Raw genomic sequence first — 15,645 nt, forward strand, 5'->3', positions numbered from 1 at the left:
TGAGGCTTATGAGGTAGATGGATTGGGAGGATAAAATATCATGCACGTTTTTGAAGAATATGTCAGCAAAATCGGTAACCCCGAGCTGAAGCAGCGCACTCAAGACATCCTACAATGGATAGAAGACACATTCCCTCAATTAGAGCCAAGAATTGCTTGGAATCAGCCCATGTTCACAGATCACGGCACATTTATTATTGGGTTTAGCGTGGCAAAACATCACATTTCTGTCGCACCAGAAGCAAAAGGCATTGATCAATTTTCAGCTGACATTGTACAAGCTGGGTACGATCATGGAAAAAATATGTTTCGCATGAAAGAAAGCTTGCCAGTTGATTATCCTCTCCTGAAAAAAATCATCGAATTTAATATCGAAGACAAAGCGGATTATTCAACGTTTTGGCGAAAATAAACAGTACCCCGATCTCAGCGTTAACAGATCGGGGTATTTTGCTGCAACAATATTATTTTGTTCTCTTCCCTAACAATTTCTGTTCAAGCCATTCATAACATGACAAGAGGGCATCAACGCTCTTTTGGCATATCGGCAAATATACAACGGCGACGGCTGTTAAACACGCTATAGCAGCTCCTGCTAATACATCAAATGGATAATGAACACCTACCCAAATCCTTGAAAAACCAACAGCACACGCAATGATCAGCCAATACATATGGCGTTTGTGAAACAGCCAAAAGATCAGGCAAATCGAAAAAATAAAGATGGTATGATCACTTGGAAACGAGTTATTCACTTCCTTTTGAATCAAAAGATTGACGTGGCTCATTTCTGCAAAGGGCTGCTGATTAAAATAAAAGATCCCTGCGATTTTCCCAAGTAACTCTGCCAATATGAAGGTCAGTCCGGCAGAAACGACCATCGCCCTATTGTACCTGCTGCGATTTTGAAACCATATGAACAGACACATGAGCGCTGCTAACAGCACTGTATATTCAGCTAGTCCAATAAATATCGGATTCAAGTAACCATAATCGATACTAAGCTGATTCACCCACCTAAATAAATCTTCATTAAATTCCCGCATCTCATTTCATCCCTTTTTACTTGATTTATGATAAGGATAATTGAAATGAGATATCTGCCTCCACCGATCGAACGAACAAACCATGGAATCATATGACATGTTTGTCACTTTACTGTCACTAGAACATCATGTACCAACTTGTTTAACGAGAGTGATGTTGCGCCCATTCTTTTTTTAGCAAAGCATATTGATATGTGTTTTCATATTTAGGTGTGCCGTCTTCATGGTTCGTAAATGAAATAAACTCAAGAAAAAGGCCTTCTTTCCGCATGCCTAATCGCTCACATAATACCTGTGAACGGACATTATCATCCTCTACATAGGCATAAAGACGCCTTGCTCTCTTTTCTAAAAATAAATAGGATAAGAATGCTTCAGCACTCTCACGCGCATATCCCTTCCCTTCATAGGCTGCATTAAAATTCCAGCCAATTGAATACGTATCAGTCTCCTCTTTTAAATGAAACAATTCACCAATAACCTGCCCACTTTCTTTTAAACAAACCCCTACATATGAGTGATTTTCTTTTCTCTCTTGCACCTTAGCGGCCGCTTCCTCCAAAGTAGAGATTCGATCATCGAGAAAACAATTGACTCTTGGATGAGCCAAGTACTCAAGCATTCCTGCCGCATCTTCATCGCAAAACGGTCTAATCATTAACCGGTTCGTTTCTAATAGATTCATATGTTACCCCTCACTGTTTCTGCTTGATTTCGTGTTTGTAGTCTCTCCGTATTCTAGATGACATGTATCAACTTTGACAATCAGATTCATATTGAATTGTCTTCAAATAAACCCATCAAAAGCATTTTGGCTATTAAATAACATGATGACAACTGTTATAATAGAACATAAGTTTGTATTTTATCAAAAAGGGGTTACATCATATGATCAAAACGGTGGATGGCAACATTTTAGAAGCAAGCGAAGACATTATCTGTCATCAGGTGAACTGTAAAGGAGTCATGGGCGCTGGATTAGCGAAACAGATCAAAAGCAAATATCCGAATGTGTACAAAGATTATAAACAGTTATGTACAGAACAAGGAGATGACTTGCTAAGCTCCGTTCAACTCATCACAACAAAAGACGGAAAAACAATTGCCAACTTATTTGCCCAAGCTGGATACGGAAGAACAAGACAGCAAACAGACTACGATGCCTTACGCAGCTGCTTTCAACACCTAAAGGATACAGTGACACAATCACCTGAAGAGAAAAACCAAACGTCCATCGCCATTCCATACGGGATCGGCTGCGGATTGGCTGGCGGCGATTGGGCGATTGTTGAAGAGATGATTGAAGAGGTGCTGGGTGATTGTGAAGTGACGGTTTATCGGTTTAAATAGAGGGTAATGAAAAATGTAATTAGAAGGGAAATTTGTTTTTCGATCTTTTTGCTTTCGTTGATCGGTTTCTTTGACATGCTAATCAATAACAATTGATTCAAATCACAATCAATATTTTTATTTTGTCGTTACATGTGTCTGTTCTGTTATTGAATAAGAGCACCATTTCTGCATGGAATGGTGCTCTCAATAGTTCTCTATTTTTTATTTCTATAATCTATCAAAATGAAATTTATAACGTCTTAAAAAATTCAAAAGTTACTCCAATGTAGAAAGATATTTTTCTAAATGTTTTTTACCAGAATTACTTTTAGGTATAATACCTAGATGATTATATTTCCAAATGGTTTTTCTTTCATGAGGGTTTGTATTCGAAAGATCATCATAATTAAATTCTATATTAAAATGTCCCGTTTCATTAAATATCATTGTGAAATTTGTCCAGGGCTCTTGACCACTTTGTTCAAACGCTCTCCTAAGTTCTTGGATACAGTCAACTAATTGATGCCATCTTTCTCTGTATTCATGTTCACTCACTTCAAACAATTCAGTGATCTCATGACTATAGATCGGCTGATCACCATTTTCCTTAGGTAAAAAATAAAAGTAAGCAGTCTGTGAACCTTCAACTACTTCACCATATAAATACACCTTTATCCAATTGACAGGTATTGTCTTAACTACAATATCAACTATCTGTTTGTATACATATTCTAGTTCTTCTTCATTCATTATTTTTTCCCTCCATACACATTATCGAATCGTCTGATTTCCCATTCATCATCACCAATTTTATACTTAATATCAAAAGTTTCTGGACGTAGAGAATCAGCTTTATAGTTAGGTGTTATCTTTACTTTAACCTGATCACCATTTTGAAGAGCATCAGCCCATGCATTCTCAAGTTTTTTCCATTCACCTTTATTTAAATTTCCATTCATTGGCACAAGATTATCAATATCCCCTGAACCTTTAAAAATAGTTGCAATCAAGTGACCTCCGTCATCATCTAGTAATCGATCCGGCTTCCCTGAATTGGACTGAGCGTATTGGTTTCTTTTGACCTCTCCGTATTTTAAATCACTTGCTTCGACTTTGACAATACGTCCGTAGTGATCGGTTGTGTAGGTGTAGCCTTGCTTTGTTGAATAAACAACATTTGGTTTTAACACTTTTTTACGTTTCCACCTCACATAGTGATCTCCGTAACTGACAACAGTCGGTGGTGATTTAGGTGCTGGTAATCGTCTGCCTGTCTTAGAGATGCCGTATTCTGAATTGTTGTCTAGACGCTTTGCCATAGAGAGAAGTTTATTTTTGAGATTTTCTCCGTCAAACACGTTATACGGCAGCTTAGGGCCACCAGCCATTTGAAACTTTGGTGAGTATGGCAATAGATTCGGAATAGAGACTCTGTCTAATGATCTTGCTCCTTGTTCAAGCCCTTTCTTCACCGTCGTTTTAGCTGCAGTTGTCCCCGTTTTTGTAATGGCTCCTGCCCCTTTAGAACCAAAGACGATTTCTGCTAGAGATCCGGTCGCATAGGCAAACCAGTGTGATCGAGAATATGCATCACCATCGATGACTTCTTTTTGGAATGAGTCTGAAATCGACTTTCCAATCGCTTTCGACGTTTCAATTGGATGTGAAACAGCCGTTACGACCGATTCAACGGCACCTCCAGGATCTGTCACAAGATCATAGATGCCAACTACTGTATCTTTGGCCACATCATATAGACCAACTGCTGCACCTTTTACAACATCAACGAACCCCTCTGATGCTTCTTCCTGGGCTTTGATCTGGAGAAGCTGGCTGTAATACATTTTTTGATCGTAAGAAAGATTTTCATATCCAATTTCGTCTACAATCTCAAAGTATTTCTCTTCTGATATACACGAAGGATCGTTGAGTTTTTCTTTCAATTCTTTGATTCTGCGTTTCTCTTTTTCTTCTTTTTTCACCTTTAAATATGCTTTCACCTGTGCATCGATTTTATCATGATTCTTGTACACATCTGTCTCATGAAATGCTTTTGCATCGTAATACATGGGCTGCGCATTTTTCCCTTTTCCTGTAGCAGCCATCATTTTTGCATAAAAGGTTGCAAGATGTTTCTCAATCGCTTCTGATTTTTCGTACTCTGTTTTTAGGGCATGATCTAATTTATGTACAGCATCAATTGCCTCTTTTCTTTTTTTGTTCGCATCGTCTAAATGTTCATTGACCTCTTTACTTGAAAATACATTCAGTTCTATGAGATCACTGATGTCATCAAAAATAGTGGATAGGGCTTCTTTTTGTTCCTTGACCATATCTTTATTATTCTGAATGCCTTGTTTCAGTTGAGCGTCTAAAAAGTGCTCATCAATAAATGTAGTTCCGCCTAATGATTCGTCATCAAGCTTTCCTTTTACCCCATCTAAAAAAGCTTTTTGCATATCAATAAAATCAAGATAAGTATCGGCATAAAGTGCAAGATCAGCATAAAAGGCTTTGATGTTATCTGCACCTTTACCTGTGAACTCATCACCTAATCCCGACACACTTTCTAATGCCTTTTTCAAATCTGTTATTTCTTCCCGAAGCTGTTCATATGCCTTTGACCTTTTCTCAACATCTGATATAAGGGAGGGAGCATCTAATATCTTCATATAAAAAAGACTCCTTTTATAGCGTATTCTTTAACTAGAATACCATAAGGAGTCTTACACTTTAATCCACTTTATCGTTTTTTAACCAATTATCCTCCGTAGTGGTGGATTAAATCTTATCCTTTTTATGACCCTGCACCTCTAGAGAAAAGCAGCACTACCTCATTTTTAGCATCTGCCTGAGTTTGTTGTCCAGTAGGCATTCCAAGAATTGCACCTAATAGCAAAGCGGTAGTAATCATCATCATTATCTTTTTCATGATCATATGACCTCCTTTCCTATAAGCGTACAAGATTTCAAAGCCAATTCCAAGAAGTAGTTACTTTCTTCATAAAGATTTAACTTTTTATATATGGAGGCAACATCAGGAGCTAGAGCCTCTATATCAACATATGCTTTTCTTTCTTCCAAAAGACATAGCCCTTTCTTGATGTCCTCATAACTTTCCCGTGGTGTTGAATAACATTTCTCAAGGATATTGAATTTCAAAATAAAGTTTGTGTTTTGCTGTTCTTTAGAGAAGCTTTTCCCCTCAGCAACCCAACTTATTGCCTGATCCAACTGATTTGATTTGTAGCTTGATCTTGCAAATTCATACGCACATTGTAAGTATGAAACAGGAGCTGACTGTTTTAGATCATCTGCGGAAATTGCTTTATTGAAATATTCAATTGCTTCTATATGGTGGTCATCCTGAATTTTGAGAAATCCCAAATCATAATAAGCCAACGCTAACAATCTCTTATCATTTTTTTCAATCAGTCTATCGACACAATCCAAAAGCATTCGTTCAGCTTTGTCTAGTCTACCGTCATCAATCAAATTCAGTGCCAACAACATATTACAGTTTATGGTCTGTATGCTGTAGCCTTCATGACCTTTGTAGATATCCTTTGCTGTTTGTAGATGATGGTGAGAAAGGAGTGTGACCTTATTAAAATAGTAGAGTGTACCAATTTTATAATGGAACTCCGCCTTCTCAATTTCATCATGTACCTTGTCTAATTGTCTCTCAGCTACTCTGAATAGGACTAGAGCTTCTGAATAGTTATTCTTTGCACTCTCATACATACCTTTGAAAAGATAAAAGTAAAACCTTAGCATGTCATCTGTTTTGACTCTTTCACTTTCTGTTATTGTTGGTTGCCCCACTAAATCCTCCATAAGTACCTTAAATCTGTAATCAAGAATATTGAAATAGAGTAAAACATCTTGATTTTCTTCCATTTCGCCTAACATTTCTTGAATCTCATCCCTCAACTCTACTGCTTGTGAGACTTCCCTCTTTTTAATATGTAGATACCATTTGTTGAGAGTGTTTGCTACATCTACTGAAGAAATCAAATTCGACATCCTATTACCCCCTTGCCATCATTTCCTTTGTATAATTTTAACATGATATTTACAATATATGTAAAGTCAAGGCGTTCATTTTAAAAATTTTCGGTATCCCGCAAAATGCAAAAATACTTATCTATAAAAGGTATGTTTTATATGTAGAGTGCATTAGGAGGAACGACATGGCAGTAGAGAATTAAACATAGGTATCCTGTAACACAAGAAGTAACAGAGTATACTAAAGGATATAATACAAAGAAGAAATGTTATTGAAGTTAGTAGCGTAGAAACAAATTTAAAACATTTTCTTTAGAAACACTAATTCTCTTTTTGAACATAGATTTACATCTCATTTTCTTCTTTTGTGAATATAATTTGACCAAAATCCCCCCCTGAAACCAATGGCCCCAAGGGGGTTTCTTTGTTATTACTGAGACATATACTGATCGCGTTCCCACAGGTATTTTCCGTTCAATATTTTTTGATGCCCTTCTAAATCTTCCACAAGTATGGCCTGTCTTTATATACCCTAGATATTCACTAATTCCACACTTACATTTGAATTCAGGAACTCAGATCCTCTACTTTCATAGCCAGATGCTCCGAAACATTCACAACTTCGGGCATTTCATGGTTTCCTAAAAATTTAATAATTTGTTGTAAAATTTCTATTAGCTCTTCACTTTTTGGCATTCGTTTTTGGTTTTGCAAAAGAAGAGAATCAATACTAGAAGCTATTTCATATAGAATAAGTTCATCTTTAACACTTGGAATATAGTCCCTTAGCTTTTTGAAAAACCACTCAATATCTTTTATTTCTAACATTGGATAACATTCAAGTTTATAAATGTCATACGTATGAGGCTCATCCATTTTTAAAATGGCTTCGAATTCCTCTTTACTCAAATAAACTTCAGGAAGCTCATATTCAACCTCTGTTGCTTCTTCATCAACAGTGTACTCAACTGTATAAAGCCTCTCAACGAATTCATCAAAGGAATCAGCTAATTTAAAGTCTTCTTCCATCTCAACATCAAAATAATGAATTGCAGGATTCTTTTTCGTTTTTCGATAATCCATCGCTACCCAAGTATGGCCATCCCCGTTAATCAAAACAAGCCCTTCTGGCAGCTCCCACTCTTTAATTAAGTAGGCACTATCCATAATCCCTTCATCTTCAGCAATTCCCAGCAGGTGATTAAATTGAATGTGATCCTCAGCCCATGAATTAGAATGAGTGGTTGGAAAAGCATTATGAATGGTATAACCACCATTCTGTTCTAATATGAGCTTTTTATATGTATCTGGCAACGTGACTCCTAGTTTCTTTTCAGCCTTAGATATTTCTGCTTCGCTGATCTTTTTTAACGTATAGTAACTTTCCTCGTCTATTTCCCAAAAAGATTTCAAAGTTTATTTCCTCCTAGTTCCATTTAACTAAACTCCATTGCGAAATTATATTCTATCAAACTGTTTTTGATAGTGATTGTATGTGTGATCTTAAGAGAAAGATTTATCGAATTATTGATAATATGAGTCGCTTCCGTAAGAATTAACCAATCGATGATCTGAAAAGAAAAACTGGTCAAGATGAGATGACTGTTAGGCAAGCAGTCAAAAACCTCCTGGCAAAAGAAGAATTGAAAAGGAAAAAAGAGAAAAGAGAATGGCATTTTTAACTTTAAGTTAGCCGTTCGTTTTTTATCAAATTACTACAAGACAATCTACAAGCCAGAAGTTGCCCTTTATCCTAGTCTTCAGGGGCCTCAAAGATACCGAGAATTTCATTCACATCGTACTGATAAAGTTCATACAGACTGTGATTTGTAATCTCGCCTCTTTTTATTCTTTGATTAAGAACAAACATCATATCGATTGGTTCTCTTTCATAAGATATCATGTCATCATCTGCATCATTAAAATATAATACTGGCTTGTTTAAAAAGGAATGTGATTTAGGCTTAGTAAAGTATGTCCACTTCACTTGCGGATAGTTTCTCCTAATGGTTTCCCCATAATATATACCAATATCCATTGCTATTGCATAGTCCACTTTTCCAATTTCAATTGGATTAGCCAACAAGCTCTTTTTTTCATCTTCATAAATAAAATCAGGATATTGCCTTAATTCTTCTAATTCTTTACCAATCTCTTCTTCTGATAGTTCATAAATCTCTACCTGAGATAAAAACCAACTATAGATATCTATAAGTGATTCGGGAGTGAAATTAAAGTCCACCTCTCCATTAGTAACATTTTTCAAAACTTCAATCCGTAGTGGTATCTGATTAACAAACCAATCAAACAGAATTTTAGCCTCTTTTTTTGATAAAGTTTCAAAGGATTCCATTATAATTGGTGGTTCCATTAATACATACTCCATTAAATTTCTCCCTCATATTGTAATTATTTTTGGATACTGGCTATACTGCTCTAACTCAGTTGCATTTTATGGTTTGCTTGCTCAATTCTACCAGTATTTGTACTTATAATGAAGTACTATTTTACTTGCCCAAATATTTGTTATCTATTTACAGATTTATCTAACTCTGAAAACCGTTCATATTTTTACAAAAATAACCTTGATTTTTTATAAAATATAGAATAATTAGGAATGTCAAAATAAACTAGGGAGTGTTTTAAATGAGACTAAAAAAAGTTTTAACTTGTTCCGCATTATCCTTTGCTTTACTTGTTTCTGCATCTTCTGCATTCGCTTCAACTTCTAATGCAGACAACAACATGAGTCAAAAGGTAATAACTCCTCAAGCTAAGCTAAAAACTATTCATCTAAAAACTAATACACAAAAAGAATCTCTCATGTGTCTCTTTACTAAAAGATGCAAAAGAGGGTGATGGTACTTGGACAGCCAAATATCAAGGTTGGTATTAAAAATGAGATAGGAGGGTGACTTCCCTATCTCACTTTTAATTAGCTAACTGTAAAATATATAGCTGCCATCACTATGACTGTTTTGTGATTTCAGTATCATTATATTTTTGACTGCCTCCCCGCAGGAGGAAGCTCCTGGTATTTTATTCTATGTGAACTCTAGTAATTTAAGTTAGTGAATTGGCCGTCATGTGTAACGATTTCTATTTTCCTATAAATTGGTACTTCAGCTAAAAACGCTTCGTTGAAATAACCTTATTACAAAAACAGCAGAGAAACCTACTTAAACACTTAACCAATAAAGACAAGCCATTCTACTAAATAGAATGGCTCTTCTTGGTGTTCATTTTCATATATCCACTATTTTACATCTGAAATCTATAAGGGACTTCTTATAAACTTTAGTAACAGTCGAGCCCGTAGGAACACATTCAGGTAGCCGTTTACTTAAAAAAATGGAGACATGATACCATTTCAAAAAATCGAAGAAATAGGAGAAATTCCCGAAACAGATCATCCTCAGTTTACTAATCTACCATACAAGATCGCTACTCTTTTTAATGCTTTTAATCGTATCTTAAAAAGATCTAATATTGATAAAATGCCAATTCATGCTTTACGCCATACACATGCTGTTCTCCTTTTAGAGTCAGGAGCTGACATGAAATACATCCAAGAACGATTAGGTCACAAAAGCATGATGGTGACAGCAGATGTTTATTCACACATTAGTAAGAAACTTGACCAAAATCGAATTAAGGATTACGAGAATTACGTCTCATCAATTGTGGAGTTAAATTCATAACTTCAAATTTTTTTGGTCATATTTTGGTCAAGGACCAAAAATATTGTTCCGTTCATTTTTTGACCAAAATAAAAACCCCCTTGAAACCATTGGTTCCAAGGGGTTTTTATTATTAATACTGAGACATATACTGATCGCGTTCCCATGGGTGTACTTGGGTTCTAAACATAATTTATTGCTTAATATATGTAATTTGCGGCTTCTTAACCCTATTAAATCAACGTTTTGACAGATAGAACCCTCATCTTAACTTATCTTAAATTATCCATCGGTGGTCAAATGGTGGTCAATTTGGTGGTCAAAATCACATTGAAATTAGCCCCATTGATTTACTGATTATTAATCCATTTTAATAAGAATTCTTTAGTTTGGGCTACAGGATAATACCACTTGTTGCCTATCTTTCTTTTGGGGAAATCTTTATCAAAGAAAAACTCTTTTTGCATAGTGTTCATACACATACTTGTCTGATATTCTAGCTCCTTAGTATTCCAAAACAGTTTTTCATTGTCGAGCTTATTTAAGTGTTTCTCCAATTCATCTATGTAAAGTTTTCTAACTTCTTCTTCATCAATTTTGATGTTTAACATTTAATTCCTACTTTCATTTTTCATTTTAAAAATTTATAAATTAAAGAACGACGAATAAGGTGTTGGCATCATGCCCCACCCTTTGTTTTTAACAAACTTCATTAGTGTTTAATTAAAACAAGCAGACAGGATAACATCTCCCTGTCTGCCAATTAAACTTGATCACCTTCAAGTACTTCTTTTATTTAATTTTTTTATCTTATTTAATAAAGCTTCTTTGCAACTCTTTTAGCACCTTACCAGTAATTAGAAGGTTCCGCATACCTTCATCATTTGGATTGAAATAGGATGTAGGCGTTTTAGAAAATTTCGCATCAAAAATTTCTTGATTTTCTTTAATGTACACCACAAAAGCATCCTTTTCTTCTCTTGATTCAAATAGTAATACAACTTCAAATAAATTACTCTTGGCTATTCTCTCTTCATCATTATTTTCATCATAAAGAAATTTATTTAGTTTATACACTAAACTATCTTTCGTATAATATCTAAAAAAATATCTTTCTTTATAATTAAAATTTATCACATCTCTTTCAGGTGGTACTGCTGTATAACGTCCTCCATCTAATATCGCAGTATCAAAGGTTTTTAATACTGTTCCGTTAAATTTTAAATTAATATCTTGATAAACCGTGCTTTCATTATCCATGGTGTATGAATAAAAAGCTGGTTTACCGTCTCGCAATTCTCCATATTCAAGTGTGTATTCAGGATTAAAAAGGTTATAGAAACCCGTGTCAGTTTCTTCCCATTCTGATGGGCTATCTAAGAGAATATTAAATCTTTCTATGCCTGTTTTATCTATACTAAATCTTTTCTTCCACAATGATTCAATTATCTCTAAGGATGAATTTTCAACTATCGGTGTATTTCTATCTCCCTCTCTGCTATAAATCAACCCTTGATTAATCCCTTTATAACGACTATTTAAAAAATAAGGGACAGCCAATGAATTTTTAATAACCAATACATCAATATACTTCCCATCGACAATAAAAGAAAACAGGTTAAGTTTTGGGGTTTCACCAGCAAATTTTAGTGAACTAAATAAATCAATTAAATCCGCCTGCTTTTTCATTTCATCTTTTTCCAAACCTTTTATCTCACCAGAGTCTGAAACTCCAACAATAATAAAGCAATCTTTGTCATGAGAAGTATTAGCAAAACAAAGAACATCATGTACTAGTTTTCCATTGTCTTTATGCCATTTTTCTTTATAATCCCAATACTCTCCTTCATAGCCAAGTTTAATCAAACTCTTAATTTCTTCTTCTAAAACTCGTGGCATAGTCTCAACTCTCTCTTTCATATAAAAGAATAATTTTATTCAAAAATTTTAATAACATCTATTTCTTTTTTTCCAATGAAGCTATAATTTCATTTCTTAGTGGCATGTCATAAATTTCAATTAAAGTGTAATAGATATCTTTGGTGGGATCTTTCTGTCTATTCTTTATTTTGAGCTTCCCGTTTCACTATTTCATCCCTTGCTTTCTCTATTGCTTTGTTCGTATACTCTTGTTCCAATTTATTAGCTTTATTGCTGTACATGGATGACTCTTTTTTCAGTTCTATCAGTTTTTCATGTAAAGCAACTAGTTTTTTGTTGACTAGAGGATTGGTTAATAACCTACCTCTCTGCTTCATACTTGCTTCCCGAGTTTTAAATTTCCGTTCACCCGATACAATCCTTGCTTGTTCGTATTCTTTATCCATTTCTCTGCCTATGTCCACACCCTGATTCCACGAAGCCGAAGCCCTATGTTTATACGAATCTATTTGCTCTCGTATTTTTTCGCTAAGAACAATTTTAGGATTACAATAATCACAATCATCATGGTAGCTTATACTTGTCTGTAACCAATCATTTGTACCAAAGGTACAATACTTAAATCCCCGCCCACATTCACATGGTCCTTCTTTAGACGTAGTATAGTCCCAACTCATTCATAGTCATCTCCTGTATACCCTATTCTTAAAATATTTAAATTGATAAGCACAGCCCAATATGTAAAAATCAACTACGCATCCCCTTTTGGCTTTGGCGTTCAAATAAAACTACACCGCTTATAATAAGGACTATTTTATCATACAGTTGGTTTTTACTCACCAATTTTTTCTTTTATTTTCCTTTGTTTATCCCTAAATAAGAGTCTGATACCGTCATAGTGTTATACAGATAGGGTGTCGGTTAGGGCTACTCCCTTTAATCCAAAATTACGTGAAGTCACATGATTTTCCTGCACTATTAGTCTTGACTTGTCGTTTGCTTTTTGGCTTGATAGGTTGAAAGCAATGGACAACGGTTGGACAAGTTGTCTGCCTGAATTTGCTTGTAAAAAAATAAACAAACTCAGACAGGCGACTGATCTTCTTGATAGTGTATCAAGCTTATGGTATCCGTATGTGTCACCCTATTTGCCGTTGGTTATTCCCCAAACAAGCCTACTGTATCAAGTGTCCCTAACAGTTTCAGAAAGCCCATATATGGACTCTCCTACCTGTGGCTTGTCCTGCATCGTCAGAAACGATACACCCATCCTTCGTACAGCACTTAATGGCAGCTTTCTCCTTTCAGATACATGTGCAAATAGGGGAGCACAGTGGTATCCTATCCTCATTTATCGCATCGGCTGAGTCACTACCCTTTCAAGTTTAACGTGTGTTAGCGCATTCCACGACAGTCTTATCCTTAAAAATGGCATCACTAAAGACAACACCTTGATCCAGGAGTATAGACTGATTCTATTCAGTTAGATGAGGTAAACTTTACTTACCTCAAGAAATGCACGACCTATGTTTAAATGAGGCCGTAATGTGAACTATTGAATACAGATTAAAAATAAGTTAGAATGGGCTGGTATCATGGGATTTGTACCAACCCATCAGATTAGATAGTGCGCCAACACTTTTCTAATCAGCTAGAAATGACGATCATGAGCAGTAGGAATAGTCCTGTTATGCTCATGATTGTTACAAACAGTAACTCATCTATGAACCTTCTAAACAGCTTCCCCATTAATTTAACCCCACTACAGCTAACTCATCACGACTATAAGTATCAAGCATGTTGTACTCATCATCAGCGACTCCATATTGATCATTGCTATGTACTTCTTCAATCGTTCCTAGTCCGTATAACGTTTGTACTCTTTGACCTACAGATAGCTTCCAGTTTGGATTCACATTGTTTAACATGTTCATTTCCCCTTTGTAATTGGTTTATTCGGATCAAGGATTATACAATCAAATTCTGTTTCTTGATTCTTCGGTTCTAATATCTTCAAATCGGTTAAGACTCCCCAAAGCGTGATTTGCTTCAATAGATGTGTAACGACCTCAGCAAGCGTTTCTAAGTCTGCATATGGAACGTTTCTTCCTATATACCAGATCGTTCCCTCATCGTAGTTACCGTCAGTTCGTTGAGTGATTTCAGCTAAAAAAATATGGCCATCACACTCCCCTACTGCATAACCTTCTTTAACGATGATTGCTGAGTAAAGATTGTTGATTTCTTGTGTGTTGAATTCGGTTTGCACGATTGTAATATGATTCATTTAATCAACCTCATCATTCGTTTTTGTGAATCATGGTTCGCTTTCTTGAATTAAGAATAAATCATCTCGAATTATAAGTCAATGCATTTTCTTGAATTATTTTTAATGTTTTTTCATCTTTCATATGACATGTGATATAATTAATTCACGAAAGCGAATACGAGGTGTAATAAAATGAATACAAAAGTTAGTTATAAGCCTTTGAAAATATCACTTGTAGTTAGAGACAAAACAACTGCTGATCTGAAAAATGATTTAGGCATAGCACCAGCTACAGTAGCTAAACTTAATAAAAATGAATACGTTGCATTATCTGTAATCCATAAAATTTGCGAGTACCTGGATTGTCCCATTCAAGAAGTTGTTGAATTTGTAAAGGAAGACTCTTAAGCAAAAGTATTGCTTTTTATTTTTTGAATTTTGTTAAACAAAACAATTGCAATGGTGATACAAATAAATTAGAGGTAAGCAAAATGGAAGAAAAATTATTCAAGTTGATTGAACAATTGGCTGCGGACGTATCAACCATTAAACAAGATGTGAAAGAAATTAAATCCACAGTCACCAAGTTGGAAGAAAATGAGCAGTATTATAATTGCTCAGAGGTGAATTGAAATGACCGAACAAATTCTTAATATACTTAATGAGATGATCAATGAGTTGCATGAAGGCTTTGAAAATGTCTATACACACATAGACAAGATTGAAAATTCTTTTACACGAATTGAAGATAAAGCAAAATAAAAAAACAAGCGATAAATATCTCGCTTGTTTTTATTTTTAAAAGTTAAAAACAGTTTGCAGCAACTCCTGTTAAACTGAAAAAGTCTAGAAGAGCATTTTTAACATCCTTGTTTAAATTTTTTGAAACTTTATCCAAAGCTTTATCCATAGCTTTATATCGAGAAAAGCCACCATAGCGATATTTGTCATACCACTTTTTGATATCTTTCACTGCTTTTGATGTACCGCCCAAAGCTTTTAACGCAGATTTTATTTTTGTAATCTTAGAGAAAGAAAATGCATTACTTACAAGTGCAACACCTACAGCAGTAATACATCCTAAAACATTAGAAGTTCTAATAACATTAGGGTCTTGTTCTCCAAACTTCAAAAATCCTTCCCCATCTCTGTAATAAATAGACACGAACAAACCTGTTTCTTTCTCAAACCATTCTGCAGTAGCTTCTATTCCCTTATCTAAAACTGCATTGGGGATATTCTCAATTGATTTAAGGACACTCTCAGTTTGATCAAACATCTCACTGTCAGCTAAACGCTCATTTTTAGTGGGAGCTGCATCACTAGTATCAATGGCACTTGCAAAACTTGGAGCAACCATTGAAAATAAAAAGACGGACACCATTATGTAGATGTAATTTCTTAGTTTTCTCATTCTATTCCTCCTAAT

The 15,645-nt window shown here is 35.1% G+C and carries 19 protein-coding genes and 1 pseudogene; 6 read left to right on the forward strand and 14 right to left on the reverse strand.

Annotated elements, in window-relative coordinates; translation table 11 throughout:
- Nucleotides 1-40 precede the first annotated feature (40 nt).
- Nucleotides 41-412: an iron chaperone gene (locus MHI60_RS17810; RefSeq protein WP_144485293.1), complete on the forward strand. Its 372-nt coding sequence runs from the start codon at nucleotides 41-43 to the stop codon at nucleotides 410-412.
- Nucleotides 413-464: 52 nt separating this feature from the next.
- Here MHI60_RS17810 and MHI60_RS17815 read toward each other — a convergent pair whose 3' ends face one another.
- Together MHI60_RS17815 and MHI60_RS17820 are read right to left on the reverse strand one after the other, a co-directional pair.
- The gene (locus MHI60_RS17815) at nucleotides 465-1,046 is read right to left on the reverse strand and encodes an undecaprenyl-diphosphatase (RefSeq protein WP_144485291.1); all 582 of its coding nucleotides are present in this window, start codon (nucleotides 1,044-1,046) and stop codon (nucleotides 465-467) included.
- 142 nt (nucleotides 1,047-1,188) lie between these two features.
- Complete coding sequence (locus MHI60_RS17820; protein ID WP_144485289.1) at nucleotides 1,189-1,731, reverse strand: GNAT family N-acetyltransferase; 543 nt, start codon at nucleotides 1,729-1,731, stop codon at nucleotides 1,189-1,191.
- A 203-nt stretch (nucleotides 1,732-1,934) separates the two neighbouring features.
- On the opposite strand from MHI60_RS17820, the gene MHI60_RS17825 reads away from it, so the two are divergent.
- Entirely contained in the window at nucleotides 1,935-2,396 is a 462-nt protein-coding gene (locus MHI60_RS17825) for a macro domain-containing protein (RefSeq protein WP_144485287.1), read from the forward strand.
- Nucleotides 2,397-2,654: 258 nt separating this feature from the next.
- Here MHI60_RS17825 and MHI60_RS17830 read toward each other — a convergent pair whose 3' ends face one another.
- The 6 genes from MHI60_RS17830 to MHI60_RS17855 all read right to left on the reverse strand — a co-directional run bounded on the left by MHI60_RS17830 (nucleotide 2,655) and on the right by MHI60_RS17855 (nucleotide 8,757).
- Nucleotides 2,655-3,128, reverse strand: a complete 474-nt coding sequence (locus tag MHI60_RS17830) for an antitoxin YezG family protein (RefSeq protein WP_144485285.1) — start codon at nucleotides 3,126-3,128, stop codon at nucleotides 2,655-2,657.
- Complete coding sequence (locus MHI60_RS17835) at nucleotides 3,128-5,050, reverse strand: T7SS effector LXG polymorphic toxin (RefSeq protein WP_144485283.1); 1,923 nt, start codon at nucleotides 5,048-5,050, stop codon at nucleotides 3,128-3,130. Before MHI60_RS17835 ends, MHI60_RS17830 begins: the two co-directional genes overlap by 1 nt.
- A gap of 125 nt (nucleotides 5,051-5,175) precedes the next feature.
- Nucleotides 5,176-5,310 (reverse strand): hypothetical protein, encoded by a 135-nt coding sequence (locus tag MHI60_RS17840; protein WP_257787571.1) that lies wholly within the window; start codon nucleotides 5,308-5,310, stop codon nucleotides 5,176-5,178.
- A 2-nt stretch (nucleotides 5,311-5,312) separates the two neighbouring features.
- A complete protein-coding gene (locus tag MHI60_RS17845) occupies nucleotides 5,313-6,404 on the reverse strand; it encodes a Rap family tetratricopeptide repeat protein (protein ID WP_144470594.1) in 1,092 nt (363 codons plus the stop codon).
- 549 nt (nucleotides 6,405-6,953) lie between these two features.
- The gene (locus MHI60_RS17850; RefSeq protein WP_144470592.1) at nucleotides 6,954-7,799 is read right to left on the reverse strand and encodes an SMI1/KNR4 family protein; all 846 of its coding nucleotides are present in this window, start codon (nucleotides 7,797-7,799) and stop codon (nucleotides 6,954-6,956) included.
- 340 nt (nucleotides 7,800-8,139) lie between these two features.
- Nucleotides 8,140-8,757 carry a hypothetical protein gene (locus MHI60_RS17855; RefSeq protein ID WP_144470590.1) on the reverse strand — a complete coding sequence of 206 codons (618 nt, stop codon included), beginning with the start codon at nucleotides 8,755-8,757 and terminating at the stop codon, nucleotides 8,140-8,142.
- Nucleotides 8,758-9,032: 275 nt separating this feature from the next.
- On the opposite strand from MHI60_RS17855, the gene MHI60_RS17860 reads away from it, so the two are divergent.
- Both MHI60_RS17860 and MHI60_RS17865 read left to right on the forward strand, forming a co-directional pair.
- Nucleotides 9,033-9,245 carry a hypothetical protein gene (locus MHI60_RS17860; protein ID WP_260856434.1) on the forward strand — a complete coding sequence of 71 codons (213 nt, stop codon included), beginning with the start codon at nucleotides 9,033-9,035 and terminating at the stop codon, nucleotides 9,243-9,245.
- A 584-nt stretch (nucleotides 9,246-9,829) separates the two neighbouring features.
- A pseudogene (locus MHI60_RS17865) lies at nucleotides 9,830-10,087 on the forward strand (tyrosine-type recombinase/integrase); the annotation flags it as partial.
- Nucleotides 10,088-10,416: 329 nt separating this feature from the next.
- Here the strand turns inward: MHI60_RS17865 and MHI60_RS17870 are convergent.
- The 5 genes from MHI60_RS17870 to MHI60_RS17890 all read right to left on the reverse strand — a co-directional run bounded on the left by MHI60_RS17870 (nucleotide 10,417) and on the right by MHI60_RS17890 (nucleotide 14,234).
- The gene (locus tag MHI60_RS17870; RefSeq protein WP_008343967.1) at nucleotides 10,417-10,677 is read right to left on the reverse strand and encodes a hypothetical protein; all 261 of its coding nucleotides are present in this window, start codon (nucleotides 10,675-10,677) and stop codon (nucleotides 10,417-10,419) included.
- 199 nt (nucleotides 10,678-10,876) lie between these two features.
- Entirely contained in the window at nucleotides 10,877-11,965 is a 1,089-nt protein-coding gene (locus tag MHI60_RS17875; protein WP_342502631.1) for an ATP-binding protein, read from the reverse strand.
- Nucleotides 11,966-12,123: 158 nt separating this feature from the next.
- Nucleotides 12,124-12,624 carry a hypothetical protein gene (locus MHI60_RS17880; protein WP_342502632.1) on the reverse strand — a complete coding sequence of 167 codons (501 nt, stop codon included), beginning with the start codon at nucleotides 12,622-12,624 and terminating at the stop codon, nucleotides 12,124-12,126.
- Between the two features lie 1,071 nt (nucleotides 12,625-13,695).
- Entirely contained in the window at nucleotides 13,696-13,881 is a 186-nt protein-coding gene (locus MHI60_RS17885; RefSeq protein WP_342502633.1) for a hypothetical protein, read from the reverse strand.
- On the reverse strand, nucleotides 13,878-14,234 hold the full coding sequence (locus MHI60_RS17890; protein ID WP_342502634.1) for a hypothetical protein: 357 nt from the start codon (nucleotides 14,232-14,234) through the stop codon (nucleotides 13,878-13,880). Before MHI60_RS17890 ends, MHI60_RS17885 begins: the two co-directional genes overlap by 4 nt.
- Before the next feature lie 174 nt (nucleotides 14,235-14,408).
- Here MHI60_RS17890 and MHI60_RS17895 point away from each other — a divergent pair, with 174 nt between their 5' ends.
- The gene (locus MHI60_RS17895; RefSeq protein WP_073979944.1) at nucleotides 14,409-14,624 is read left to right on the forward strand and encodes a helix-turn-helix transcriptional regulator; all 216 of its coding nucleotides are present in this window, start codon (nucleotides 14,409-14,411) and stop codon (nucleotides 14,622-14,624) included.
- 83 nt (nucleotides 14,625-14,707) lie between these two features.
- A complete protein-coding gene (locus tag MHI60_RS17900) occupies nucleotides 14,708-14,848 on the forward strand; it encodes a hypothetical protein (RefSeq protein ID WP_342502635.1) in 141 nt (46 codons plus the stop codon).
- Nucleotides 14,849-15,021: 173 nt separating this feature from the next.
- Here MHI60_RS17900 and MHI60_RS17905 read toward each other — a convergent pair whose 3' ends face one another.
- On the reverse strand, nucleotides 15,022-15,630 hold the full coding sequence (locus MHI60_RS17905; RefSeq protein ID WP_008359176.1) for a hypothetical protein: 609 nt from the start codon (nucleotides 15,628-15,630) through the stop codon (nucleotides 15,022-15,024).
- Nucleotides 15,631-15,645: the final 15 nt, after the last annotated feature.

It is taken from the genome of Bacillus sp. FSL K6-3200 (genome assembly GCF_038630485.1).
Lineage (GTDB): Bacteria > Bacillota > Bacilli > Bacillales > Bacillaceae > Bacillus > Bacillus safensis.

What these genes read in the sequence shown, in the direction of transcription:
- MHI60_RS17830 (WP_144485285.1), bottom strand. Translation starts at nt 3,128, where the DNA reads ATGAATGAAGAAGAACTAGAATATGTATACAAACAGATAGTTGATATT.
- MHI60_RS17905 (WP_008359176.1), bottom strand. Translation starts at nt 15,630, where the DNA reads ATGAGAAAACTAAGAAATTACATCTACATAATGGTGTCCGTCTTTTTA.
- MHI60_RS17815 (WP_144485291.1), bottom strand. Translation starts at nt 1,046, where the DNA reads ATGCGGGAATTTAATGAAGATTTATTTAGGTGGGTGAATCAGCTTAGT.
- MHI60_RS17900 (WP_342502635.1), top strand. Translation starts at nt 14,708, where the DNA reads ATGGAAGAAAAATTATTCAAGTTGATTGAACAATTGGCTGCGGACGTA.
- MHI60_RS17860 (WP_260856434.1), top strand. Translation starts at nt 9,033, where the DNA reads ATGAGACTAAAAAAAGTTTTAACTTGTTCCGCATTATCCTTTGCTTTA.
- MHI60_RS17835 (WP_144485283.1), bottom strand. Translation starts at nt 5,050, where the DNA reads ATGAAGATATTAGATGCTCCCTCCCTTATATCAGATGTTGAGAAAAGG.
- MHI60_RS17825 (WP_144485287.1), top strand. Translation starts at nt 1,935, where the DNA reads ATGATCAAAACGGTGGATGGCAACATTTTAGAAGCAAGCGAAGACATT.
- MHI60_RS17840 (WP_257787571.1), bottom strand. Translation starts at nt 5,310, where the DNA reads ATGAAAAAGATAATGATGATGATTACTACCGCTTTGCTATTAGGTGCA.
- MHI60_RS17820 (WP_144485289.1), bottom strand. Translation starts at nt 1,731, where the DNA reads ATGAATCTATTAGAAACGAACCGGTTAATGATTAGACCGTTTTGCGAT.
- MHI60_RS17880 (WP_342502632.1), bottom strand. Translation starts at nt 12,624, where the DNA reads ATGAGTTGGGACTATACTACGTCTAAAGAAGGACCATGTGAATGTGGG.
- MHI60_RS17810 (WP_144485293.1), top strand. Translation starts at nt 41, where the DNA reads ATGCACGTTTTTGAAGAATATGTCAGCAAAATCGGTAACCCCGAGCTG.
- MHI60_RS17870 (WP_008343967.1), bottom strand. Translation starts at nt 10,677, where the DNA reads ATGTTAAACATCAAAATTGATGAAGAAGAAGTTAGAAAACTTTACATA.
- MHI60_RS17895 (WP_073979944.1), top strand. Translation starts at nt 14,409, where the DNA reads ATGAATACAAAAGTTAGTTATAAGCCTTTGAAAATATCACTTGTAGTT.
- MHI60_RS17890 (WP_342502634.1), bottom strand. Translation starts at nt 14,234, where the DNA reads ATGAATCATATTACAATCGTGCAAACCGAATTCAACACACAAGAAATC.
- MHI60_RS17875 (WP_342502631.1), bottom strand. Translation starts at nt 11,965, where the DNA reads ATGCCACGAGTTTTAGAAGAAGAAATTAAGAGTTTGATTAAACTTGGC.
- MHI60_RS17885 (WP_342502633.1), bottom strand. Translation starts at nt 13,881, where the DNA reads ATGAACATGTTAAACAATGTGAATCCAAACTGGAAGCTATCTGTAGGT.
- MHI60_RS17845 (WP_144470594.1), bottom strand. Translation starts at nt 6,404, where the DNA reads ATGTCGAATTTGATTTCTTCAGTAGATGTAGCAAACACTCTCAACAAA.
- MHI60_RS17855 (WP_144470590.1), bottom strand. Translation starts at nt 8,757, where the DNA reads ATGGAACCACCAATTATAATGGAATCCTTTGAAACTTTATCAAAAAAA.